The 22524-nt window shown below is 63.5% G+C and carries 24 protein-coding genes; 16 read left to right on the forward strand and 8 right to left on the reverse strand.

Features of this window, described 5'->3' with window-relative positions; all coding sequences use genetic code 11:
- The first annotated feature begins 264 nt into the window (after positions 1-264).
- Positions 265-1047: a DUF1906 domain-containing protein gene (locus tag RhoBH5_RS29805; RefSeq protein WP_030536231.1), complete on the forward strand. Its 783-nt coding sequence runs from the start codon at positions 265-267 to the stop codon at positions 1045-1047.
- Here the strand turns inward: RhoBH5_RS29805 and RhoBH5_RS29810 are convergent.
- Positions 1034-1534, reverse strand: a complete 501-nt coding sequence (locus RhoBH5_RS29810) for a nuclear transport factor 2 family protein (RefSeq protein ID WP_007726289.1) — start codon at positions 1532-1534, stop codon at positions 1034-1036. The two genes, RhoBH5_RS29805 and RhoBH5_RS29810, sit on opposite strands and share 14 nt — an antisense overlap.
- Positions 1535-1769: 235 nt before the next feature.
- Positions 1770-3200 carry an MFS transporter gene (locus RhoBH5_RS29815; protein WP_054188751.1) on the reverse strand — a complete coding sequence of 477 codons (1431 nt, stop codon included), beginning with the start codon at positions 3198-3200 and terminating at the stop codon, positions 1770-1772.
- Between the two features lie 85 nt (positions 3201-3285).
- Here RhoBH5_RS29815 and RhoBH5_RS29820 point away from each other — a divergent pair, with 85 nt between their 5' ends.
- Entirely contained in the window at positions 3286-3744 is a 459-nt protein-coding gene (locus RhoBH5_RS29820; RefSeq protein WP_003945257.1) for a MarR family winged helix-turn-helix transcriptional regulator, read from the forward strand.
- Here RhoBH5_RS29820 and RhoBH5_RS29825 read toward each other — a convergent pair.
- From RhoBH5_RS29825 to RhoBH5_RS29835, 3 genes are all read right to left on the reverse strand, one after another.
- On the reverse strand, positions 3735-4133 hold the full coding sequence (locus RhoBH5_RS29825; protein ID WP_042448789.1) for a hypothetical protein: 399 nt from the start codon (positions 4131-4133) through the stop codon (positions 3735-3737). The two genes, RhoBH5_RS29820 and RhoBH5_RS29825, sit on opposite strands and share 10 nt — an antisense overlap.
- 78 nt (positions 4134-4211) lie before the next feature.
- The gene (locus tag RhoBH5_RS29830; protein ID WP_270009203.1) at positions 4212-4955 is read right to left on the reverse strand and encodes an Rv1157c family protein; all 744 of its coding nucleotides are present in this window, start codon (positions 4953-4955) and stop codon (positions 4212-4214) included.
- Between the two features lie 271 nt (positions 4956-5226).
- A complete protein-coding gene (locus RhoBH5_RS29835) occupies positions 5227-5529 on the reverse strand; it encodes a 4a-hydroxytetrahydrobiopterin dehydratase (RefSeq protein ID WP_003945236.1) in 303 nt (100 codons plus the stop codon).
- A gap of 16 nt (positions 5530-5545) precedes the next feature.
- Here RhoBH5_RS29835 and RhoBH5_RS29840 point away from each other — a divergent pair, with 16 nt between their 5' ends.
- Positions 5546-5971: a (deoxy)nucleoside triphosphate pyrophosphohydrolase gene (locus tag RhoBH5_RS29840; protein ID WP_007726279.1), complete on the forward strand. Its 426-nt coding sequence runs from the start codon at positions 5546-5548 to the stop codon at positions 5969-5971.
- Here RhoBH5_RS29840 and RhoBH5_RS29845 read toward each other — a convergent pair.
- Entirely contained in the window at positions 5949-6125 is a 177-nt protein-coding gene (locus tag RhoBH5_RS29845; protein ID WP_003945207.1) for a hypothetical protein, read from the reverse strand. The two genes, RhoBH5_RS29840 and RhoBH5_RS29845, sit on opposite strands and share 23 nt — an antisense overlap.
- A gap of 324 nt (positions 6126-6449) precedes the next feature.
- On the opposite strand from RhoBH5_RS29845, the gene typA reads away from it, so the two are divergent.
- From typA to RhoBH5_RS29875, 6 genes are all read left to right on the forward strand, one after another.
- Positions 6450-8357: a translational GTPase TypA gene (typA, locus tag RhoBH5_RS29850; protein WP_007726276.1), complete on the forward strand. Its 1908-nt coding sequence runs from the start codon at positions 6450-6452 to the stop codon at positions 8355-8357.
- Positions 8358-8508: 151 nt separating this feature from the next.
- Positions 8509-10293, forward strand: a complete 1785-nt coding sequence (locus tag RhoBH5_RS29855) for an ABC transporter family substrate-binding protein (RefSeq protein ID WP_030536226.1) — start codon at positions 8509-8511, stop codon at positions 10291-10293.
- Positions 10290-11174, forward strand: a complete 885-nt coding sequence (gene mshB, locus RhoBH5_RS29860; RefSeq protein WP_270009200.1) for an N-acetyl-1-D-myo-inositol-2-amino-2-deoxy-alpha-D-glucopyranoside deacetylase — start codon at positions 10290-10292, stop codon at positions 11172-11174. Before RhoBH5_RS29855 ends, mshB begins: the two co-directional genes overlap by 4 nt.
- A 107-nt stretch (positions 11175-11281) precedes the next feature.
- Positions 11282-11440, forward strand: a complete 159-nt coding sequence (locus RhoBH5_RS29865) for a hypothetical protein (RefSeq protein WP_003945210.1) — start codon at positions 11282-11284, stop codon at positions 11438-11440.
- Positions 11441-11532: 92 nt separating this feature from the next.
- The gene (locus RhoBH5_RS29870) at positions 11533-11949 is read left to right on the forward strand and encodes a hypothetical protein (RefSeq protein WP_270009201.1); all 417 of its coding nucleotides are present in this window, start codon (positions 11533-11535) and stop codon (positions 11947-11949) included.
- Between the two features lie 51 nt (positions 11950-12000).
- Complete coding sequence (locus RhoBH5_RS29875) at positions 12001-12846, forward strand: uroporphyrinogen-III synthase (RefSeq protein ID WP_003945251.1); 846 nt, start codon at positions 12001-12003, stop codon at positions 12844-12846.
- On the opposite strand, the gene RhoBH5_RS29880 is transcribed toward RhoBH5_RS29875, so the two are convergent.
- Positions 12806-14377: a PH domain-containing protein gene (locus RhoBH5_RS29880; RefSeq protein WP_082239048.1), complete on the reverse strand. Its 1572-nt coding sequence runs from the start codon at positions 14375-14377 to the stop codon at positions 12806-12808. The two genes, RhoBH5_RS29875 and RhoBH5_RS29880, sit on opposite strands and share 41 nt — an antisense overlap.
- Entirely contained in the window at positions 14374-14877 is a 504-nt protein-coding gene (locus RhoBH5_RS29885; RefSeq protein ID WP_007726268.1) for a PH domain-containing protein, read from the reverse strand. Before RhoBH5_RS29885 ends, RhoBH5_RS29880 begins: the two co-directional genes overlap by 4 nt.
- Before the next feature lie 82 nt (positions 14878-14959).
- Here RhoBH5_RS29885 and RhoBH5_RS29890 point away from each other — a divergent pair, with 82 nt between their 5' ends.
- The 7 genes from RhoBH5_RS29890 to RhoBH5_RS29920 all read left to right on the forward strand — a co-directional run bounded on the left by RhoBH5_RS29890 (position 14960) and on the right by RhoBH5_RS29920 (position 22332).
- Positions 14960-15148, forward strand: a complete 189-nt coding sequence (locus RhoBH5_RS29890) for a hypothetical protein (RefSeq protein WP_003945217.1) — start codon at positions 14960-14962, stop codon at positions 15146-15148.
- Positions 15149-15266: 118 nt separating this feature from the next.
- Entirely contained in the window at positions 15267-17825 is a 2559-nt protein-coding gene (locus tag RhoBH5_RS29895; RefSeq protein ID WP_116058071.1) for a bifunctional FO biosynthesis protein CofGH, read from the forward strand.
- Complete coding sequence (locus RhoBH5_RS29900) at positions 17825-18583, forward strand: hypothetical protein (RefSeq protein ID WP_003945247.1); 759 nt, start codon at positions 17825-17827, stop codon at positions 18581-18583. Before RhoBH5_RS29895 ends, RhoBH5_RS29900 begins: the two co-directional genes overlap by 1 nt.
- 146 nt (positions 18584-18729) lie before the next feature.
- Positions 18730-19053 carry a ferredoxin gene (fdxA, locus tag RhoBH5_RS29905; RefSeq protein ID WP_003945248.1) on the forward strand — a complete coding sequence of 108 codons (324 nt, stop codon included), beginning with the start codon at positions 18730-18732 and terminating at the stop codon, positions 19051-19053.
- Between the two features lie 5 nt (positions 19054-19058).
- Positions 19059-20162, forward strand: a complete 1104-nt coding sequence (dapC, locus tag RhoBH5_RS29910; RefSeq protein WP_065351201.1) for a succinyldiaminopimelate transaminase — start codon at positions 19059-19061, stop codon at positions 20160-20162.
- A 64-nt stretch (positions 20163-20226) separates the two neighbouring features.
- Entirely contained in the window at positions 20227-20907 is a 681-nt protein-coding gene (locus RhoBH5_RS29915) for a hypothetical protein (RefSeq protein ID WP_007726255.1), read from the forward strand.
- Between the two features lie 12 nt (positions 20908-20919).
- Positions 20920-22332: an acyl-CoA synthetase gene (locus RhoBH5_RS29920; RefSeq protein WP_270009204.1), complete on the forward strand. Its 1413-nt coding sequence runs from the start codon at positions 20920-20922 to the stop codon at positions 22330-22332.
- Positions 22333-22524 lie beyond the last annotated feature (192 nt).

Here is a 22524-nt window from a genome sequence, read left to right on the forward strand (position 1 = left end):
CGACTTCATCTCCGGAAGCGTTGAAGGCCTGTCGGCAGAGTAAGTCCCGCAGAGCAAGAAGTGCCCCCGAGCCTGTGGCGCGGGGGCACTTCTCTGTTTCGTCGAGCTGCGCGGTGGAGTGGGCACCGAGCCCATTTGTCGCAAATGTGGCTCATGTTGGCCAAGTGCATGGCGGGGATGATGTGACTGTGGTGGAATGCGAGCGAAAGAAGATAGCTTGCCTGCCCGCCACTTCGAGCGGGACACGCCGATGATCGGAGCTTTGTGCACGTCTCGCGAAGAAACCTCTTCAAGTACGCAGCGGCTGGATCGGCGGCTGCCGGACTCGCTGCATTGAGCGGTACGACGTCGGTGGCCAATGCCGGTTCGCTCGGGACCCTGCTCGATTACGCCGCCGGTGTGCCGTCCGCTCAGGCGATAAAGGCCGCCGGGTATGCGGGCGCCATTCGATACGTCTCGGACAGGCGCCCGGGCGCCGATTGGATGGTCGGCAAGCCCGTACTGGCGCGGGAAACCGACGCGTTGACCGCGGCCGGACTTCAAGTCGTTTCTTGCTATCAATTCGGCAAGGGCGGAACGGCGGACTGGCGCGGGGCCCGCGAAGCGGGCAAGCGTCATGCTGCCCGTGGCCTCGAACTACATGCGGCGGCTGGTGGGCCGTCCGGTCGGCCGATCTACGCGTCGATCGACGACAACCCGACCACTACTGAAATCACTACGCTGATCACGCCGTACCTCGAGGGGTGGGCCTCGGTTGTCGGCAACGGAGCGCTCGGCGTCTACGGAAACACTCGCGTGATCGACGCAATGATCAGTGCCGGCGTCGGAACCTGGTTCTGGCAGCACAATTGGGGCTCGCCCGCAGGGTATGTGCACCCGCGGGCAAACCTGCATCAGTTCGAGATCGACAAGCGCAAGGTCGACGGCGTCGGCGTGGATCTGAACTCGATCCTCACTCGGGACTACGGGCAGTGGTCGTTGGCCGGTGCGGTCGGTCCGGCTCAGCCGGTCGGATCCTCGTTGCCGACAGGATCTATCGCACCATAGCGCCGAATTTGGCGAGCCATGCCTTGGCGTCGTCGGGGAGGGTGCCCGCCGCTTCCGCGGCGAGGCACCATGCTTTTGCCATCGACAGGAAGTTCATCGGGTTGTAGGCGTCTTCCTCGCGAGACCACAGTCCGTTGCCGGCGTAATGCAGGATCGTGATGTTGGCGGCTCCGTGCTTGGATCCGTCACCCGGATCCTCCATCGGGTTGTCGATCTCGCACACGATCCATCCGCGCTGCTCGTCGACCACGAACCAGTTGGCCGGGAATTCGGTCATGCGGTGCCCCGGGAACTCCGTCATCGTGCGAGTGACCCACTTGCGTACGGCCTCTCGGCCATTGAGGGTGCCGAAAGCGTGTTCCACGTAGACGACGTCCTCGGTGAACATGTCCGCGAAGGCGTTCCAATCGCCGGAACGAGTGCACTCGACAACGGTGTTCTGGTAACCCGCGAAGGCGTCTTCGAGTTCGGTGCGTGTCCAGGTCATGAAAGGCTCCTCGGGTAGTCGTCGCCTCAAATTAGAACACGTTGCAGAATTGATTGTCGGCGATTCGATGGAGAAGAGTTCTGCGGTACCGTCGTTGTCGGGTCGGGGACCCGTTATGTGAGAGGGCACCACGTGGATATCATCATCAATTTCATCTACACACTTCTGTCGAAGTTGCAGACGGGCAGCATCGAAGGCTCTTCGGAGAAGTGAGTCCTCCGCCGGGCTGATTCCCTTACGAGACTTTCTGTTTGGGAATCAACCCGGCGAACACCATCGTCACGACGGCGGCGGCGATGGAGATCAGGAACGTGGCACGAAACGCCTCGAACGAGGGGATCACTGCGGTGCCGACGGTGATGGTCATTCCGGCCAGGACGACGCTCACGATCGCGGCAGACGTCGACGTGCCGATCGATCGCATCAGTGAGTTCAGTCCGTTCGCGGCTGCAGATTCCGTGATGGGGACTGCGCCCATGATCAAGGCCGGCATGGCCGAGTACGAGAGCCCGACGCCCGCTCCGATGAACATTCCGGCCACGGCGACCTGCCAGACGCTCGACACCGTGAAATATGCGAAGGCGTAACCCAATCCGATGACGAGGGCGCCGAGCATCAACGTGATTCGCGGGCCGCGCCAAGCCGAAATTCGAGCGGAGACGGGCGAGAGCGCCATCATGACGAGTCCGCCGGGGGCCAGTGCGAGCCCCGCTGCAACCATGGACAGTCCGAGTCCGTAACCGGTGGACGTCGGTGCCATGAGCAGTTGGGGGAGCGTCAGGGAATTGCCGTACATGGCAAAACCGACGGCGATCGACGCGAAGTTGGTGAAGAGAACTTGCGGCCGGGCCGATACGCGGAGGTCCACCAGCGGTGCGTTGCGTCGAAGTTCCCACCATCCCCACACCAGGAAGCTGAGCGCGGAAACCGCAAGGAGCCCCAGGGTTTTCGCGTCGCCCCATCCCCAGGTTCCGCCCTTGGTGATGGGGAGTAACAGGGTGATCAGACCAACGGTGAGGCCGAGCGCACCGACGAAGTCGAAACGTCCCGGGCGTCGTACGGTCGATTCGGGAATGACGAACGCAACCAGTGCGATGCAGATCAGCCCGAACGCTGCCGATGTGACGAAGAGGAAGTGCCAGTTGGCATTCTGGGCGATCACCGCGGCGATCGGCAGTCCGATCGCACCGCCGACGCCGAGGGTGGCGCTCATGACCGCCATCGCGCCGGCCACTTTCTTCGGTGGAAGAACGTCACGAATGATGGCTATGCCCAATGGAATTGCCCCGACCGATGCTCCTTGAAGTGCACGGCCGACAACGAGCACGATCAGTGAAGGTGCGATCGCGCAGATGGCCGAGCCCAGAACGACCATCGCGAGACTGACCAGCAGCATTCGTTTCTTGCCGAACATGTCGCCGAGGCGCCCGCTGATCGGCGTGATCACCGCGGCGGCGAGGAGTGTTGCGGTGACCGCCCACGAGGTGTCGGCGGGAGTGGAGTTCAACAGGTGCGGCAATTGCGGAATGATGGGGACTACCAGCGTCTGCATCAAGGCGACGACGATTCCGCACAGTCCTAGAACGGTGAGCACTGGACCCGAGGATGCGTAGTTCGTGTCGGGGATTTTCTCGTCGACATTGGACGACCCTGCGTGAACGGACATGCGGCTCCCGCCATGGCGTGTTCTGATTGGTGCGTTCGCCCCAGTGTGCACGCTACACATCGTGTGTAGTCTGCACAATATGAGGATGGACCGGGACCCTGATCTGGTGAATATCGAGTACGAGTTGACTCTGCTCTCGCGTTACCACGCGCTCGCACAACGGGCCGAACTTCATCTGGACCGGTCGGCGTATCTACTGCTCGGTCGACTGGAATTGCAACATCCCATGAGCCTCAAGGAACTCTCCTGCGCTTTCTCGCTCGACATCTCCACGATCAACCGGCAGATCGGGGCGCTGAGGCGTCAGGGCTTGGTGGAGCGAGTGGAGGATCCGGACGGAGGGCTCGCGCGAAAGGTCCGGCCGACGGCGCAGGGGCTGTCGAAACTTCGTGCTGATCGCGAACATTCGACAGCCGGTGTCGAAAAGGTCCTCCGCGAGTGGACGCCGGAGCAGCGTCTCGCGCTCGGTGACCTACTGCGGCAATTCAATACCTCGGTCGAAGCGCTGGAAGGCCGCGAATGGCCGCGACCGAATCAGGTCTGAGAGTGCGAGACGGATCGTAGTGAGCGGTCCGGATCGCTCGAATCCGATTCCGGCGCAATGACAACAAGTTTCGGGTGTTCTTCGGGGGCTGCATGATTTCCACGCCAGGAGAGCAGTGACCAACGTGAGAGACCGGACAGCGCGGACCCGAGACTGGCGAACGAGCCCGAACTCAGGACCGACGCCGTAGACCCGATGCTTCCGATCGAAAGAAAAGAGCCGACGCTACCGATCGACAGGATCGAGTACGCCGATCCGATCGAGAGAATGGACCCCTCGGATCGGATGGACAGTATCGATCGCGTCGACTTGTGTGACCGTATCGACTGGTCTGGGCCGGATTTCTTCTCTGGACGACCGTGCGTGATGTCCACTCGTAGATGTCCCATCTATCGGGTCTATCACGGTGATCGGAGATGCAAAAGGGACCCACCGAAATTCGGTGGGTCCCTTTCACAAGACTTCGATCAAGCTACCGCGAACATGCCCACGGTCGGAAGGAAGCTGCAGGTGATGCGATCTGCGCCTTCCGGCTGGGTGGTCAGCGAACCGCTGATCACCGAGAGAACGCGTCCGGGGCCGGTATCGGCGATAGCCGACAGAGTGGCTGGGCCGTCCGGGTTGATGCGTGCGGCGTTGGTCAAGTTCTGGGTGGCGCTGCGCTGGTTGTCGATGTTGACCCAGGTGACGGTCATCGGCACCGGCTGGTCGTCGACGGCGGGAGCCGTACCGAGAGCGGTGAAGACGAATCCGGCCTGACCGGCAGCGGGACCGGGAGGAGGCAGGTGAGCCGGGCCGGGAACGGCAAGTGCGGTTCCGACCGAATCGGCGGTGGCCGAGATGCAGCCCTTGCCAAGCGTTGGGTAGAGGAACTGCGCGATGACGGGGGCGTTCTCGTCCGGGATCGCCGGTCCGCCGCCGCCGCTGCCGTCGAGGAAGGTGATGACCTTCTCGAGGGTGGCCTTGATCTCGGGCGGAATGCCTGGGGAGTTCAGGATCGCGCGAGCCTGGTCGAGCAACGCTTGCTGCGGTCCGCCTGCAACATCGGCCGGACCTGCGGCGGCGCCGATGATGGCGGGCGCAAACGATGCGAGGAACTCGATCGGCACACTTTCGGGTGCGGGCGGTGCTGCCGGATCGGCCATTGCGTGTGCCGGCAATGCCAGTCCTGCTACTGCGGCAATAGCGACGGCGGTGAACGCCTTTCGCATACCTCGGGTTCGAAGCACTGTTTCCCCATCCTTAGTCATACCGCGCGGGCGCCTAGGCGAGCTCCGCGTTTGACGGCTCGAGGGGTCACTCTATGTACAGAGCCCCCGGGTTGTACAGCTGTTCAGTTGCTGAGCAGCTACGCACCGGGGGGAGTCTATGGCATGACCGGCCTCGATCGTGATTTACGGCGACCATACCTGTGACTGAAGTGATCTATGTGAAAGTTGATGCAACTGTTACGTCAGATTGCGAGGTTTGTTCACTCGAAGATCAGTCGAAACGGACCGAATCGTCGACGAGTACGTCAATTCGACGGGCAAGGTCGAAGTCCAGTTCCGTGAGACCGCCCGCCGAGTGTGTCGAAAGCGTGTACGTGACCTTTCGCCAGCGAACGTCGATGTCGGGATGATGATCCGCGGCCTCGGCGACTGCCGCGATGCGTTGAAGAAGTGCGATGGCGTCCGGGAATGTCGCGGAGTCGACCGTGCGAGTGATCGACCCTGGCGACAGTTGCCAGGCGGGCAGTTCGTCGAGAGCGTTTTGGATCGCGGAGTCGGACAACAAAGTGGCCATACTCCATCATGGTGCGATGAGTGATGCACCTGCAAGGGATCGGGAAGTTGTCGCCGGTGCGATCTTCCGCGAGGGAAGGCTGCTCCTCGCGCAGCGGACGAGTCCGCCGGCTTTGGCCGGTCGTTGGGAGCTGCCGGGCGGGAAGGTCGAAGAATTCGAATCGCCACAGAACGCGTTGGCGCGGGAGCTGCTCGAGGAACTGGCGGTCGAGGTGAGATGCGGCGCCAGAATCGGTGTCGACGTGCCACTGTCGCCGGGGTTGGTCCTGCGGGCCTACCGGGCGGAGTTGGTGTCGGGAGAACCGGTCGCGCTCGACCATGCTCAATTGACATGGGTCGACGCCGAAGAACTGTTGTCGATGGATCTGGTGGACAACGATCGAGCCTGGATCCCCGAGTTACTCGCGGAATTGAGCGCGCTTACGCCGCACGAGCCTTCTTGAGACCCGCTTTCAGTTCCTTCTTGGATGCGCCCTCGTTCTCGAGCTTCTTCATCCGCATGATGACGACGGGACACTTGATGCACCGCGTCTTCTTGCGGCAGCACTTCTTCTTCGGCTTGAGCTGCGAGACCTTGCTTGCCTTGACTTTTCCCATGTGACGCTGCGGCTTTCCTGTTTCACTACGGCGGAGAGCCCGCTCTTGGAACGAGGTTAGCGTACCCTTAAATGACCTGTTTCTCCAGGTCGTAATCCTACGCGCATCGGCGTGGTGCAGATCACTATTCGCTGGTGGGGGCGGTGATAGAGGCCGCACAATGCAGGAGTATCAGCCCGGAGCGAGTAGTATTTACTAGGCCGCGGTGCCTTCTCAGGCGATTCGTGCCCTGATTCGGATCACACACTCGTGCAGCGGCCACCAGAAGAGCCGTGCGACTTGACTTTCGCGTGGCCGAATCAACTCAGCCAGGAGAGCCATCGCGTGACCATCACCAGCTTCCGTAACGTTGCCATCGTCGCACACGTCGACCACGGCAAGACCACCCTCGTCGACGCCATGCTTCGTCAGTCCGGCGCGTTCGAGGAGCGCGCCGAGCTGGTCGATCGCGTTATGGACTCCGGCGACCTCGAACGCGAGAAGGGCATCACCATTCTCGCGAAGAACACCGCAGTACATAAGGTCAACGAAGACGGTTCCATCACCGTCATCAACGTCATCGACACCCCCGGCCACGCCGACTTCGGTGGCGAGGTCGAGCGCGGCCTGTCCATGGTCGACGGCGTCGTCCTGCTCGTCGATGCTTCCGAGGGACCCCTGCCGCAGACGCGTTTCGTGCTGCGCAAGGCACTCGCCGCTTCGCTGCCCGTCATCCTGGTCGTCAACAAGACGGACCGCCCCGACGCCCGCATCGAAGAGGTTGTCACCGAGGCTCAGGACCTGCTCCTCGACCTCGCATCGGACCTGTCCGACGAGGCCGCCGAAGCCGCTGAGCTCGCACTCGAACTTCCCGTCCTCTACGCGTCCGGTCGCGAAGGCAAGGCATCGACCGTGCAGCCCGAGAACGGCAAGGCTCCCGACGCCGAGGACCTCACCGCACTCTTCCAGGTGCTGATGGAGTACGTCCCCGCGCCGAAGGGCTCGGTCGACGCACCGCTGCAGGCTCACGTCACCAACCTCGACGCATCCGCATTCCTCGGTCGCCTCGCACTCGTTCGCATCCACAACGGCGAGCTGCGCAAGGGCCAGACCGTGTCCTGGTGCCGCGAGGTCGACGGCGAGCCCGTCGTCACGAAGACCAAGATCACCGAACTCCTCACGACCATCGGTGTCGAGCGCGTTCCCGGTGAGGTCGCCGTCGCCGGTGACATCTGCGCCGTCGCAGGATTCCCGGACATCATGATCGGCGACACCCTCGCCGATCTGGAGAACCCGGTCGCACTGCCCCGCATCACCGTCGACCAGCCGGCAATCTCGGTCACGATCGGCACCAACACGTCACCGCTCGTCGGTCGCGTCAAGGGTCACAAGCTGACTGCACGCATGGTCAAGTCCCGCCTGGACCAGGAGCTCGTCGGTAACGTCTCGCTCAAGGTCCTCGACATCGGTCGCCCCGATGCGTGGGAGGTCCAGGGTCGTGGAGAGCTCGCGCTCGCCATCCTCGTCGAGCAGATGCGTCGTGAGGGCTTCGAACTCACCGTCGGTAAGCCGCAGGTTGTCACGCAGCTCGTCGACGGCAAGGTTCACGAGCCTTTCGAAGAGCTGACCATCGACAGCCCCGAGGAGTACCTCGGCGCCATCACGCAGCTCCTGGCCAACCGCAAGGGCAAGATGGTCCAGATGTCGAACCACGGCGCAGGCTGGGTTCGCATGGAGTTCATCGTTCCTTCGCGTGGCCTCATCGGCTTCCGTACGGACTTCCTCACGGAAACCCGCGGAACCGGTATCGCCAACGCCGTGTTCGACGGATACGGCCCGTGGGCCGGCGAGATCCGTGCGCGCCACACCGGCTCGCTCGTCTCGGACCGCTCCGGCACGGTGACGCCGTTCGCCATGATCCAGTTGGCCGACCGCGGAACCTTCTTCGTCGAGCCCGGCGCAGACACCTACGAGGGACACGTCGTCGGTATCAACCCGCGTCAGGAAGACCTCGACATCAACGTCACCCGCGAGAAGAAGCTGACCAACATGCGTCAGTCGTCCGCAGACGTGATGGAGACCCTCGCAAAGCCGATCAAGCTCGAACTCGAAGCAGCGATGGAGTTCTGCTCCAGCGACGAGTGCGTCGAGGTCACCCCGGAGGACGTCCGCGTCCGCAAGGTGCACCTCAACGCAACCGAGCGCGCTCGCGAGCGTTCACGTAGCAAGGCACGCGACAAGGCTGCTCTGTAGTCTTTCGTCGGTTACAACCTGACAGGCGGATGTGCCTTTCAGCCGAGTTTTCGGCGGAAAGGTACATTCGCCTTCATGGTTTCCAGGCGAAAGATCTGCCAGGGAATCGAGTGCAAAGGGGCGACGCGGCCCCGTACGGAAGGAATTGTCTGTGGCCTCAGGACGTCGCTACCTGGCGTTGGCAGTGGCAGTGACGGCGTTGTCACTGACTGCATGTACAGCCGATCCGCCGCCTCCGGTCGAGAGCACCGAAACCGTCAAGCCCACACCGACTCCGGTCGTTCCGGCGATGAAGCAGGTCACTGTGGCAATCGACGAGGTGGGAGGCGGATTCAACCCGCACCTGCTCGCGGATCAGTCGCCGGTCAACTCCGCAGTCGGCAACCTCGTACTGCCCAGTGCGTTTCGCCCGATCAATTCGCCCACACAACCTGGCGCGACGGAGTGGGCGATCGACGATTCTTTCCTCGTTTCCGCTGAAGTGACGTCGGAGGCCCCGTTCACGATTCGCTACCAACTGCGCAACGAAGCCCAATGGTCGGACGGCGCTCCCATTGCGGCAGAAGACTTTCGCTACCTGTGGCAGCAGATGATCTCGGTTCCCGGTGTGGTCAATCCCGCGGGCTATCAGATGATCGACGACGTGAACTCGTCCGGCGGCGGCAAAACGGTCAACGTCGTGATGCGTGCGCCGTATCCGGCATGGCGAGAGTTGTTCACCGATATTCTTCCGTCCCACCTGATCAAGGACACTCCCGGCGGTTTCAGCACCGGCCTGAGTGAGGGGATTCCGGTGTCGGGAGCCCACTTTCACGTGCGCTCGGTCGACCGCGGCCGGGACGAAATCGTGCTCGAACGCAACGACCGATTCTGGGGCAAGCCTTCAGACCCGGATCAGATAGTTCTGCGACGCGGAGGAACGGCTGCACAGTTGGCGGATGCGCTGCGTACCGACGATGCCCAAGTGGCGCAGGTTCATTCGGGTAGTGCCACGGATATTCAGCTGTCTGCAATCCCGGGTGTCAGGACGGCATTCTCCTACGTTCCGCGCACTCTCGACATCAACGTGAACGGGCGAAGCAAGAACTTCGCAGATGTTCGGGTGCGTAAAGGTGTTCTGGGACTGCTCGATCCGGACCTGCTCGCCGTGGTGGCGGCAGGGAGTGAATCGGCGTCCGCCCCGGTGAAAGCTCAGATCCTCGCTCCGTCGGATCCGGGATATGCGCCCACCGCGCCGCCGAAACCGACCAGGGAGCAAGCACTGGGCGAGCTGACCGCAGCCGGCTACCTGACGGCACCGCCCACCGGAATCGTCACGGGCACTGGAACGGTCGGATCGATCGTCCGTGACGGCGCCCAGTTGACACTGCTGATCGGCGCTCCCGAAAACGACGACATCGCGATCGCCGTGGCAAACACCGCTGCCGACGAATTGCGTGACGTGGGAATCCTGGCGACCGTCGAATCGGTGGCGCCGGAGGAACTCTACGGCGAGGACCTGACGACAGGACGCGTCGACATGATCGTCGGTTGGAGCCGGGCAGGCGCCGACACGGCCACTTCGCTGGCCTCGCGGTTCAGTTGCCCGAGCGCACCTTCCACTCCGGCAACAAGTTCGGCAGTGCCCGCACCGACGCCGTCGCAGACACCGGAGCCCATCCGAACGACAAGCGTCGAGGCTCCGAGCAACCTGTCCGGGCTGTGTGATCCGGCGTTGCAAGGTCGGATCGACGAAGCGCTCAGTGGCATCGGGGATCTCGGGTCGTTGATCGCCGATGCGGAACCCAAGCTGTGGGATCTTGCGGCGGTTTTGCCGATCGTGCAGAGCCGAGCGCTGGTCGCGGTCGGGACCGGAGTCGAGGGCGTGGTCCTCGACGGGCCGGTGCAGGTGGGGATATTCGGAAACGCTACGGACTGGGTGAGGGTGGAAAAGTGACCGCGTCGGCGAAGCGGCTTTTGTTGGTACACGCACATCCGGACGACGAAACGATCACCACCGGTGGCACCATCGCGCGATACGCGTCCGAAGGCGTCGAGGTCACAGTCCTCACCTGCACGTTGGGGGAGGAAGGCGAAGTGATCGGTGATGCGTGGGCCGGGCTCGTGGCTTCCGAGGCCGATCAACTCGGTGGCTACCGGATCGCGGAACTGAGCGCTGCTTTGTCGGCTCTGGGCAGTGCCGCTCCTCGCTTCCTCGCCGGTGCCGGTCGGTATCGCGACTCCGGAATGATCGGCACACCTTCGGCCGCCAATCCCCGTGCTTTTGTCAATGCTCGACTCGACGAAGCAGTCGGCGCGGTGGTCGCCGTCATTCGTGAGATTCGGCCGCACGTCGTGATCACGTACGACCCCAACGGCGGCTACGGGCACCCGGATCACATCCAGGCGCACGCGATCACGACAGCGGCGGTCGAAGCTGCAGGAACGACCGCGTATCCCGAGACCGGCGAGCCGTGGTCGACTCCGAAGTTCTACTGGACCGTGACCGAGCGCAGCGGACTCGAACGCGGCATCGCGGCGATTTCCGAGTTCCCGGAGAACTGGCGTCTGCCCGAGCCCGGGGAATTGCCGAGTGTCGAGGACGCAGACGTGACGACGGCAATCGACGTTCGAGGCGTCATCGATGCGAAGGCGAGGGCATTCAGCGCCCACGCCACTCAGGTGACGGTAGCCCCGAGCCGAGCCGAGTTCGCATTGTCGAACAACGTGGTCCAACCGATCCTGACGGTCGAGCATTTCGTATTGGCCGCCGGCGCGCTCGGTCCGGTGGGTGAGGACGGCCGCGAGCGCGATCTGTTCGGCGGGCTGCACAGCTGACCTGGGCGTCGGCTCTCAGGCATTGCGATCGACGCCGTAGTGGTGTGTGATGCGTGTCACCGGATGGGTGGTCCTTTCGGTAACAGCAAAGCCTGGGGGCTGAAGAAATGTACAACTGGGACCTGCAGAACCAGATCGTCGCCTTCGTCGATTCGTTGCGTCCGATGGCTGGTTATTACCACGACTTGTATTACGGGTCGCTCTACGCATTCGCAGATCAGCAGAGTCATTTGCTGACTCTGCTCGGGTTCCCGCCGGTTCCCTGATCAGCTTCGTGCTTTTCGGGCGCGAGCCGGGGTGCTTGTCGGGAGGGACCCCGCGCTCGCGCGATGACGACCGATAGACCACTATCAAAACCATGACGACGGTCGAGAACAACACGGACGCCTCGACAGGAACGTCGCTGTCGTGGCTCGACCCTGTCATCCTCGGCGTCCTGATTTTCGACGGGTTCTTGTGCGCGGTGTTGTCCGTCCTGTTCTTGCCGACTCATCTCGGTACGACGGCATTTCCCATCAGCATTCTCGTAGCCGCGACCGCGAACCTCGTATTGGTGATCGCCGCCCGCACGGTTACGACGCCGGGTAGGGCCGCATTGCCGCTCGCCGGTTGGATCGTCGGGTTCTTGGTGTGCATGGTGGGCGGCCCCGGCGGCGACGTACTCGTGCTTTCGTCCCCTCTGACCTTCCTGCTGCTGGTCGGTGCGATCGCTCCGGCCGCCGTTTTCCTCTTCAAAGTGGTGATCAACAGACTCGCCACCCTCAGCTCGCAATAGTTCTCGGCGCGCGCGTAGGAAACTGACCCGTGCATAAGGGACACTCAGCCTGTGGCTGAACATGATTTGGCGGGTGCGACTATCGCCTTGACCGCAGAACGGCGTGTCGAAGAATTTGCGACGCTCCTCGAACGTCGAGGCGCGGAGATCGTGCGGACACCGGTGATCCATGTGCTGCCGTTGGTGGACGATCGAGACCTGAGGACTCAGACGTCCGCTTTGATTGCCGATCCTCCGGAATTGGTCGTGATCAGTACCGGGATCGGCTTCAGGGGTTGGCTCGACGCCGTCGCCTCGTGGGGTTTGACCGAGGAGTTCCTCGGGGCTCTCGCCCACACGCGCATCATCGCCCGCGGCCCCAAGGCGACGGGCGCCATCCGAGGCGCCGGACTGCGCGAGGAATGGTCGCCTTCGGGTGAGTCGTCCGAGGAAGTTCTGGCACATCTCGGAAGCGAGGGAGTGGCAGGCTTGCGCATCGCAGTCCAGTTGCACGGCACCATCACCGAATGGGAGCCGTTGACGGACCTGAGCGCCTCCCTCGCCGACATCGGCGCGGTTGTCACTCCGGTATCGGTCTATCGGTGGATCCGGCCGCCGGATCAGTCGCCGGTCCGCGCATTGGTCGCTGCAGTTCGTTCCGGTGCGATCGACGCGCTGACCTTCACCAGTGCCCCCGCGGTCTCCTCGATGCTCAGCACGGCAAAAGAAATGGGCGAGCTGGAGCGGTTCGTCGCAGCGATGCGCGGACCGGTACCGACCTACTGCGTCGGACCGGTCACGGCCGCTCCGCTGGAACTCCTCGGTGTTCCGACCATCCAGCCCGAGCGATCGCGTCTCGGTTCGCTGGCGAGGCTCATCATCGACGACCTGCCCACACGTCGCCACCGCCCGGAGTGACGGCTTCGATCAATTCCCACGCGTTCTCGGCGGGGAGATCGATCACCTCGTAGCTTCCGGTGCCGGCGGGCGTCGCGGCGACGACGGTTGCCACTCCCGCGCGCCTCTGGAAGAACGTCTCGCGCACCGTCCATCCGATGACACCTTCGGATTCGAGACTGTGACGCTGGCGATCGAGCGAGCCGTTTCGGGTGATCAACCATCCGGGTAGTACTGCGTGGCCGAGGCCGTTGTATCGGTCGAAGGCGAGGGCGGTGCCACCGATGGCGAGTACGGCGACCCCGAACCACGCGTAGATCGGTACATCGAGTCCAGAAGCCGCGCACGCCACACAGACCAGGAACGCCACCGCGGCGAGGAACAGTGCTCGGGTGTACCGGCGACGCCGCGCGGCCGGGCCGTGCGGGATCAGCGGGGCGGACGCCTGGCGTGAGTCACCGATCACGGTGGCCATCACTCGCTCGGCTTCCCTGCGCGGTCCCTGCGGGAGCAGTAGCGAAGATTCCTTCTTCTCGGCGCTGACCCCGGTCATGATGGCGTCGAGCCGCGCGCCGCGGGCCAATCGCAGCAGGAGCGGTTCCTTGAGCGTCGTGCCGCGGAGGCGGGCGCGGTCGAGTGTGGTTTGCCGAGTCTTCAACAGGCCGTGACTGACATGCAGGATGCGGCCGTTGTCGGTGAGTTTCATGTTGCCGAACGCGATCAGGTACTGGACGCAGGCGAGTGCACTCGACAGCACCAGCAGCACGACGAGTGCGATGACGACCATCAGTGCGATGCCGAGGCTCTCGAGTGAGTCGAAGCTGTCGCTCACTGCCGAGGATTTCGCGACGGCAGTGCCGATGCCGTATTGGAACGAGATGCCGATGATGGCTGCGATGATGGCGATTCCGGTGAACGAAAAGGGGGCGTAGCGAACCCAACTCGGTTCCCAGTGACCGATTTCGGTGTCGACCGGTTCGGTGATACTTTCGACCGGCGTGCCCGGGGTTTCCAGTCGCCGTGCTTGCTGGGCGCCGGCCAACAGTGCGGCGCGTAGGTCCGGAACCAGGGCGGTCGACAGGGCGTTGAGCTCGAACTTGTTCGAATCGTGGCCGCTCCCGGCGCGCTGGCCGGTACCGATGCGCACGATCGACAGTCCGAGCAACCGGTGCATGACCCCGGCCTCGACGTCGACGGATCGGATGCGGCTACGCGGGACGGAGAGCAGCTTTTTCTGGAAGACCCCGGTGCGCAGTTGAACGTGGACGGGTCCGATTCGGTACGTGGTGGTGAAATACCGCAACAAACCGAAGATGACGAGCAGAGTGACGACGCCGAGTCCCCACCAGTGGTTTCCGGATTGGCTGCCGAGAACTACGGAGACGAGTAGGACCGGGAGCAGTTTGACGACTTCGTTGACGGGGTGGACCAGAAGCATGCGTCGGTCGAGGCGGAGCCAGGGCTGTTCCTCTTCCGCGGCCTCGGCAGCTGCCGTTTCCGCCTCTACCGGGATCTCGATCGCGGTCGGGTCGCCCAACTGTTTCTCGTTCACGTCGCGTCTCCCACGTTGGTACCCGCGATCTCCGTCAGTTGAGCCACCGTGCGGTCGGCGACTTCCTGGTCGAGTGCGGAGATCTTCACGGCCCCGGCCGACGACGCTGTCGTGACCGTGACGGTTGCCAGACCCAACATGCGGTCGATCGGTCCGCGCTCGGTGTCCACGGTCTGCACGCGCGAGATCGGTGCGATGCGTCGCTCCTGGGTGAACCAGCCGGTGCGGGTGTATACCGCGGTGTCACTGATCTCCCATCGGTGGACCCGATACCGCCACGCCGGGACCATCAGAATGTAGGTGGCAGCGAAGAGCACGGTGACTGCGAATACGGTGCCGACCACCCAGGACGGGATTCCGGGTATCAAGACGGCACAGACGATTTCGGCGACGATGACGGGTACCCAGAACAGTGAGGCAGTGATTGCCCACAGCCTCGGGGCTTTGGTGCTGGGTCGCCATAAGGGGTCGGCCATGGTCAGCGGTTGCGGCGCAGTCATGGGCACTACTTTGGTCGAGTGAGGGGCGATCTGTCGACATCGGCCCTATCGTGGAGTGTGGCGACCGCGAAGGGAGCACGTGATGACCGAACAAGATGCGACATTCGACCCGGAGGCTCCGGAATCAGATGCGCTCGAACAATCGACACCCGTAGATCCGAACGCCCCTGAAGAACCCGATCTGACCGACATTCCGCTCGACGCGCCAGTGGCTGACGTGGTGGATCAACGAGTCGAGGTTGCGGTCGACGACGACTACCGGCCGTCGTGATCGAGGCGGTGTCGGGGCGGTGAGGCCTCCTACTTCTGGCACCGGGTGGCACTAGTCGTCCCACATGGCGCATGATCGCTAGGTGAACCGAACTGGTGATGACTCCGGCAAACCCACCATGCTTCCGATGCCAGGTATTTCCGCGTCCGCCTCGTCCAGTCCGTCGCCCGGCCCGTCAGCGTCGGCGATGCGGCGAGTTCTCCGTCGTGCACGCGACGGAGCGACCCTGAACGTCGACGAGGCGGCAACGCTGCTGCAGGCACGGGGAACCGATCTGACCGATCTGTGTTCTTCGGCGGCCAAGGTTCGCGATGCCGGTCTGCTGGCAGCGGGTCGGCCGAACACCGTGACGTATTCGCGGAAAGTTTTCATTCCGCTGACCCGTCTGTGCCAGGACAAGTGCCACTACTGCACATTCGTCACGGTGCCGGGGAAGCTGCGTGCCGCTGGGCACGGCATGTTCCTGGAACCGGACGAGGTTTTGGACATTGCCCGGGCAGGCGCCGAATTGGGCTGCAAGGAAGCGTTGTTCACGCTGGGGGATCGCCCCGAGGCTCGCTGGCCGGAAGCCAAGCAATGGCTGGACGAACGCGGCTACGACTCCACCCTCGACTATGTGCGTGCGATGTCGATCCGGGTACTCGAGGAGACCGGACTGCTCCCGCACCTCAATCCCGGTGTGATGAGCTGGCAGGAACTCTCGCGGCTCAAGCCCGTTGCGCCGTCGATGGGCATGATGCTCGAGACGACCGCAACCCGCCTGTTCACCGACAAGGGCGAATGCCACTACGGCAGCCCGGACAAGGACCCGGCGGTTCGGCTACGCACCCTGACCGACGCAGGCCGACTGAACATCCCCTTCACCACCGGAATTCTTGTGGGCATCGGGGAGAACTTCCTCGAACGTGCCGAGTCGATCATGGCGATACGCAAGTCGCAGAAGGCGTTCGGCCACATCCAGGAAGTGATCATTCAGAACTTCCTGGCCAAGCCCGATACCGCGATGCGCAATACGCCTGATGCTGGACTCGACGAGTTTCTCGCGGCCATCGCCGTCGCACGCCTGCTGCTCGGGCCGACGATGCGGATCCAGAGTCCGCCGAATCTCGTCTCGAACAGCGAGTGCCTCGCGCTGCTCGGCGCAGGCGTGGACGACTGGGGCGGGGTATCACCGTTGACCCCCGATCACGTCAACCCCGAGCGTCCCTGGCCGAATCTCGAGACCTTGGCCGAGATCAGCGCCGAGGGCGGCTTCACGCTGACCGAACGCACTGCGGCTCAGCCGGCATATGTCCTGGCCGGGGCTCCGTGGATCGATCCGCGTATTGCGGGTCACGTGCAGGCGCTGGCGGATCCCAAGACCGGTCTCGCCTTGCCCGACACCAAGCCGGTGGGTCGGCCGTGGCAGGAACCGGACGAGTCGTGGGAATCGAGCGGACGCGTCGATCTCAATACCGAGATCGACACGGACGGGCGCAACACCGAGACCCGCAGTGACCTGGGCAGTGCGTTCGGCGACTGGGAGACCGTGCGCGAACAGGTTCTCGAGCTCAGTGCTCCGATTCGCGTCGACACCGATCTGCTGGCTGCGCTCCGCAGTGCCGAACGCGACCCGGCCGGATGTTCCGACGACGAGTACCTGGCCCTCGCCACGGCGGAGGGCCCGGGCCTGGAAGCCGTTGTGGCACTGGCGGATGCGCTGCGCAAGGATGCCGTCGGCGAGGACGTCACCTACGTGGTGAACCGGAACATCAACTTCACCAACATCTGCTACACGGGCTGCCGATTCTGTGCGTTCGCGCAGCGCAAGGGTGACGCCGACGCGTTCACGCTGTCGGCAGAGCAGGTCGCCGACCGTGCGTGGGAAGCGCACGTCGCCGGCGCAACCGAGGTGTGCATGCAGGGCGGTATCGATCCGGAACTTCCCGTCACCGGTTACGCCGACCTGGTCCGGGCCGTCAAGAAGCGCGTGCCGTCGATGCACGTCCACGCGTTCTCTCCGATGGAGATCGTGAACGGTGCATCGCGCAGTGGTGAGAGCATCAGGGATTGGCTGACGGCCCTTCGTGAGGCGGGCCTGGACACCATTCCCGGTACGGCAGCGGAGATCCTCGACGACGAGGTGCGCTGGATCCTCACCAAGGGCAAACTGCCGACGGCGGAATGGATCGAAGTGGTCACCACGGCCCACGAGGTGGGGCTGCGGTCGAGTTCGACGATGATGTACGGGCATGTCGATCAGCCGCACCATTGGGTCGGGCACCTGAACGTTCTTCGCGGAATCCAGGACCGTACAGGCGGATTCACGGAGTTCGTGCTGCTGCCGTTCGTTCACCAGAGCGCGCCCCTGTACCTGGCGGGCGCTTCCCGGCCAGGGCCGACCAATCGGGACAACCGCGCTGCACACGCGTTGGCACGCATCATGCTGCACGGCCGCATACCCAATATCCAGACCAGCTGGGTCAAACTTGGCATCACCGGAACGCAGATGATGCTCAACGGCGGCGCCAACGACCTCGGCGGAACGCTGATGGAAGAGACGATCTCGCGGATGGCCGGCTCCGAACACGGTTCCGAGAAGACCGTCGCAGAACTGCGCGCCATCGCCGAGGGAATCGGACGTCCGGCACGCGAACGAACCACCACACATGCACGACGCGAAGGAGTGATTGCCTGATGGCTGACGTACTGGGGGACCGCAAGGTCGTCGAGGTTCTCGATCGAGCGGTGTGGGGGATCAACCCGGTTCTCGACCTCGCCTACAGCGATCCGCTCGGTATCAAGCGTCGGACGTTCGAGCCGACCGATCCCGAGCGAAACGCTGCTGCGATGGTGTTGGACGCGGCCGCTTGGGTCCTCGACGTCGTCAAGTTCCCCGGGACGGCGGCGTGGTCGGTGATGACCGACGAGCAGCGCTCGAAGTGGTGGACGACCCGGTTGGGTGCACTCAACACCGTTGCCGTGGCGTTCCCCGGCATCTTCGGCGTCCTCCTCAATCGGTTGCCGATCCAGGACCTGCTGGCCTTCGCGAATCAGGCCGTTGTGCTCGTTGCGGTTGCCCGTGAACACGGAGTGACCGAACGGGATCAGCAGGTGGACCTCCTGGCGTCGGTGCTGTGCCGGCGTGAGACGAAGTCTCGAGAGCTTCTCACCGGAGAGGACTTCGCCGAGAAATCAGCCGGCGGCGCCGACGAGACCTGGCGCCCGTTCGCGCTCATCGGAACGTTGTGGCGCACGTCCAAGACTTTTCGTGCCATCACGGACGAGTTGCACAAGCGGCCGTCTCGGACAAAACCGTACGAGATCATCGGCAAGATTCCGGTGGTCGGCGTCGTGGCGGATTACCTCGGTGAGCGGGGCGCACTGGTACGCGCGGCCGCTCTGGGGGAGAAGTGGATCGCGATTCGGTCGAGGAACATCACCGCAGTAGGCTGAAATGTGTTACCCCCGCCTGCTCAGAGTCGGTCGGCAGGGGGATAATAGGCTGTTCCCGCGGTACGTGAGAGTCGTATCGGATTTTCGGCCCCTTGCAACTGCGTGTTGCGGCGGCGATGCACGACAGGAAGGCAGGGAGATCGGCAGTGACCTACACGATTGCTGAACCGTGTGTAGATGTGATGGACAAGGCGTGCATCGAAGAATGCCCTGTCGACTGCATCTACGAGGGTGGACGCATGCTTTACATCCACCCCGACGAGTGTGTCGACTGCGGCGCGTGTGAGCCTGTCTGTCCCGTCGAAGCCATCTTCTACGAAGACGACGTCCCGGACCAGTGGAACGCGTACATCAGCACCAACGTCGATTTCTTCGACGATCTCGGCTCACCGGGTGGAGCGGCCAAGCTCGGCAAGGTCGACTACGACACGCCGTTCATCAAGGCGCTGCCTCCCATGGGTGAGGAATAGAGATCTTGTCTCGTACTCCGGTGGCCGCTGGGCTTCCTGATTTTCCGTGGGATTCGCTCGCCGATGTCACGGCGAAGGCGCACTCTCATCCCGACGGCATCGTGAACCTGTCCGTGGGGACGCCGGTGGATCCGGTGGACCCGGTGATTCAGGAGGCTCTGGCCTCTGTTGCCGAGGTGCCCGGATACCCGACGACTCATGGCACGCTCGCGCTTCGCGAGGCCGTGGCGGAGTCACTGGATCGCCGCTACAACATTCCCGACGTCGATCCGGCAGCGGTGCTGCCGGCCATCGGTACCAAGGAAATGATCGCGTGGCTGCCGAAATTGCTCGGTCTCGGAGCCGGCGATCTGGTGGTCATTCCGGAGTTGGCGTACCCGACGTACGAGGTCGCAGCGAAACTGGCAGGTGCTCGTGTCCTGCGCGCCGACGGCTTGAACAAGCTCGGTCCCGAGTCGGCGGCGATGATCTTCGTGAACTCGCCCTCGAATCCCACCGGCAAGGTGCTCGGCCTCGAGCACTTGCAGAAGGTCGTGGCCTGGGCGCGCGAGCGCGGCGCCATCGTCGTCTCCGACGAGTGCTACCTCGGATTGACGTGGGAAGCCGATGCGCTCTCCATTCTCGATCCTCGTGTCAACGACGGTGATCTGACCGGTTTGCTTGCGGTCCACTCACTTTCGAAGACGTCCAATCTCGCGAGCTATCGCGCCGGGTTCGTCACCGGTGATCCGGCTCTGGTGTCGGAACTGCTCGAGGTGCGCAAGCATGCGGGCATGATTCTGCCGCTACCGATCCAGGCGGCGATGACCGCAGCCTTGGGCGACGACCAACACGAGAACATCCAGCGCGAGCGGTACCGCGAGCGTCGTAGTGTGTTGATCGAAGCTGTTCGAGGCGCCGGATTCACCGTCGACAATTCCGAGGCAGGTCTGTACCTCTGGGCGACGCGCGGCGAGGAATGTCGAGCGACGGTCAGTTGGTTCGCCGATCGTGGGATCCTCGTTGCCCCCGGTGAGTTCTACGGACCGAGCGGGAGCAAGCACGTGCGGATCGCGCTCACTGCACCAGACGAACGAATCGCCGCGGCAGCAAAGCGCCTCTCCGCCTGAATCGTGTGCTTTCCCAGGTGTCAGGTTCCCTGATGTCGGTATCGGTCCGATGTAAGGTCGCGCTGTGACCACCTCAGGGACCGGCGGCTTGGACGCGGTACTGATTTTTGCTGTCGTTGCTGCCTCGGTTGCACTGATGCTCGTGTGGTTGAAAAGTCGTCGAGTTTTCGGAGAATTCCCACTCTCGGCAGCTCTCCTCTGGCTGATGGTTGCAGTGCCTTCCATCTTGCAGGCGGCGATGCCGGGACTGCTCGAGATGTTTCGTCGTGATCCCGCGTTGATTCGTGACGGGCAATGGTGGCGCATTCTGACCTCCGTGCTCGTTCAGGACGGAGGGGCCGCAGGAACTGTCACCAATCTCGCGACGCTGGCCGTGGTTGCACCGCTTGCGTTTCGGCTCTGGGGCGCCGCACGTGGCTGGGCTCTCTTCCTGCTCGGTCAACTGTTGTTCGGTTTGCTCACCACCGCAGTCTTCCCGTCGACCGGCGCAGGCAACTCCGGTGCCACGCTTGCTCTGGCAGCGGCGGCCGCGGGGATCGGCGTTCTGGTGCGCCCGCGAATGCCTGAGATTGTTCTGACGGTCGTGATTGTCGTCGGCGGCGCAACATTGGTGACGGTCGACGACGCACACGGATTCGCGGTGCTTTCCGGGGCGCTCTTGGGGGCTGCGCTGGTGACGCTGTTCCCTCCGCACTCGATGGACGCGCGTCGGGCAGGAGAAAGTTTGCGACCATCCGCGCTGTGAGATGCTGTCGTGGTGCTGCTGAGATCCTTGAACCCCCTTGCTGTTGCCCGCGGTGACGACCTCGATGACGCCGTGACGATCGGTGACACGGTTCTCTCGCGGAGTGCCATTCTCGGTGCCGCGACCTCGGTCGCGGAGCGAGTGGCGCAGGCCGATCGGGTTGCCGTATTGGCAACTCCCACAGCAAAAACGATTCTCGCCGTCGTCGGGGCGTTGATTGCCGGCGTCACCGTTGTGCCGGTCCCGCCGGACTCGGGGAAGGCTGAGCGAGAGCACATTCTGCGTGACTCCGGTGCCCAGGCGTGGCTCGGCGAAACGGACGACCACTGCGAAGGTCTGCCCGTGGTTCCCGTCCGATTGCACGCTCGCTCGTGGCACAGCTATCCCGAACCGGCACCGCAGTCCACAGCATTCGTCCTGTACACGTCCGGAACTACCGGCCCACCGAAGGGCGTTCTGCTCAGTCGCTCGGCTATCGCAGCCGGGCTCGACGCGCTCGCCGAGGCCTGGGACTGGACGTGGCGAGACACCCTCGTACACGGGCTTCCGCTCTTCCACGTGCACGGACTGATTCTCGGAATCCTCGGCCCCCTCCGGATCGGCAGCCGGGTGATCCACACCGTCAAGCCGACGCCGGAAAACTACGCAAGGGCCAAAGGCTCCCTCTACTTCGGTGTCCCCACCGTCTGGTCGCGTATCGCCGAAGACGAAGAAGCTGCCCGCGCGTTGTCCGGTGCCCGACTTCTGGTCTCCGGTAGTGCGCCGCTTCCCGTGCCTGTCTTCGAAAAGCTGCGGGAGCGAACAGGATTGACGCTCATCGAGCGTTACGGCATGAGTGAGACGATGCTGACCCTGAGCACGCGTTTCGACGGCGAGCGACGCCCGGGGTGGGTCGGCGTGCCGCTGCGCGGAGTCGAGACTCGTCTTCGTGACGAGAAGGGCAACGATGTGCCGCACGACGGCCAGAGTATCGGCGGCCTACAGGTACGTGGGCCGATGCTTTTCGACGGCTACTTGAACCGTCCGGACGCAACCGCCGAGTCCTGGACGGAGGACGGCTACTTCAAGACCGGTGACGTCGCCGTCATCGACGAGGGTGGGTTCCACCGAATCGTCGGCCGCGAATCCATCGACTTGATCAAATCCGGTGGATTCAGAGTCGGCGCCGGCGAGATCGAGACCGCCATCCTCGGGCACCCTTCGGTGTCCGAAGTTGCGGTGATCGGTGTCCCCGACGCCGATCTGGGGCAACGGATCATCGCCGTCGTAGTCCGTAAGCCCGGGACTCCCGAGGTCACCGAAGCCGAATTGGTCGAGTTGGTCGGGGCGGAGTTGTCGGCGCACAAGCGTCCCCGTGAGGTTCGATTTGCCGAGACTCTGCCACGTAACGCGATGGGCAAGGTTCAGAAGCGTGAGCTGCTCTAGGCAGGTCAGTTTGCTGAAAAGTCGCTGCGACGCTTGAAGGTTCGTGAATTCGGCCGGCCTGTCCCGAAATGTGGGCTCGCCGGTTCTCCGACGATTCAGCGCTAGTTGGAATTTCTGTGTTCTTGGCTACACTACCGCCCGGTAGGGACAGTTCCAGTCGCGCGCATACCGTCGGTATGCCTGAGTGCGAGT

The organism is Rhodococcus sp. BH5, assembly GCF_027583855.1.
Lineage (GTDB): Bacteria > Actinomycetota > Actinomycetes > Mycobacteriales > Mycobacteriaceae > Rhodococcus_F > Rhodococcus_F qingshengii.

Coding starts and splice junctions, on each gene's coding strand:
- RhoBH5_RS29820 (WP_003945257.1), top strand. CDS start 3,286: ATGGACCGGGACCCTGATCTGGTGAATATCGAGTACGAGTTGACTCTG.
- RhoBH5_RS29830 (WP_270009203.1), bottom strand. CDS start 4,955: ATGCGAAAGGCGTTCACCGCCGTCGCTATTGCCGCAGTAGCAGGACTG.
- RhoBH5_RS29845 (WP_003945207.1), bottom strand. CDS start 6,125: ATGGGAAAAGTCAAGGCAAGCAAGGTCTCGCAGCTCAAGCCGAAGAAG.
- RhoBH5_RS29815 (WP_054188751.1), bottom strand. CDS start 3,200: ATGTCCGTTCACGCAGGGTCGTCCAATGTCGACGAGAAAATCCCCGAC.
- RhoBH5_RS29890 (WP_003945217.1), top strand. CDS start 14,960: ATGACCGAACAAGATGCGACATTCGACCCGGAGGCTCCGGAATCAGAT.
- RhoBH5_RS29900 (WP_003945247.1), top strand. CDS start 17,825: ATGGCTGACGTACTGGGGGACCGCAAGGTCGTCGAGGTTCTCGATCGA.
- RhoBH5_RS29865 (WP_003945210.1), top strand. CDS start 11,282: ATGTACAACTGGGACCTGCAGAACCAGATCGTCGCCTTCGTCGATTCG.
- RhoBH5_RS29825 (WP_042448789.1), bottom strand. CDS start 4,133: ATGGGACATCTACGAGTGGACATCACGCACGGTCGTCCAGAGAAGAAA.
- RhoBH5_RS29835 (WP_003945236.1), bottom strand. CDS start 5,529: ATGGCCACTTTGTTGTCCGACTCCGCGATCCAAAACGCTCTCGACGAA.
- RhoBH5_RS29870 (WP_270009201.1), top strand. CDS start 11,533: ATGACGACGGTCGAGAACAACACGGACGCCTCGACAGGAACGTCGCTG.
- RhoBH5_RS29810 (WP_007726289.1), bottom strand. CDS start 1,534: ATGACCTGGACACGCACCGAACTCGAAGACGCCTTCGCGGGTTACCAG.
- RhoBH5_RS29840 (WP_007726279.1), top strand. CDS start 5,546: ATGAGTGATGCACCTGCAAGGGATCGGGAAGTTGTCGCCGGTGCGATC.
- RhoBH5_RS29895 (WP_116058071.1), top strand. CDS start 15,267: ATGCTTCCGATGCCAGGTATTTCCGCGTCCGCCTCGTCCAGTCCGTCG.
- RhoBH5_RS29885 (WP_007726268.1), bottom strand. CDS start 14,877: ATGACTGCGCCGCAACCGCTGACCATGGCCGACCCCTTATGGCGACCC.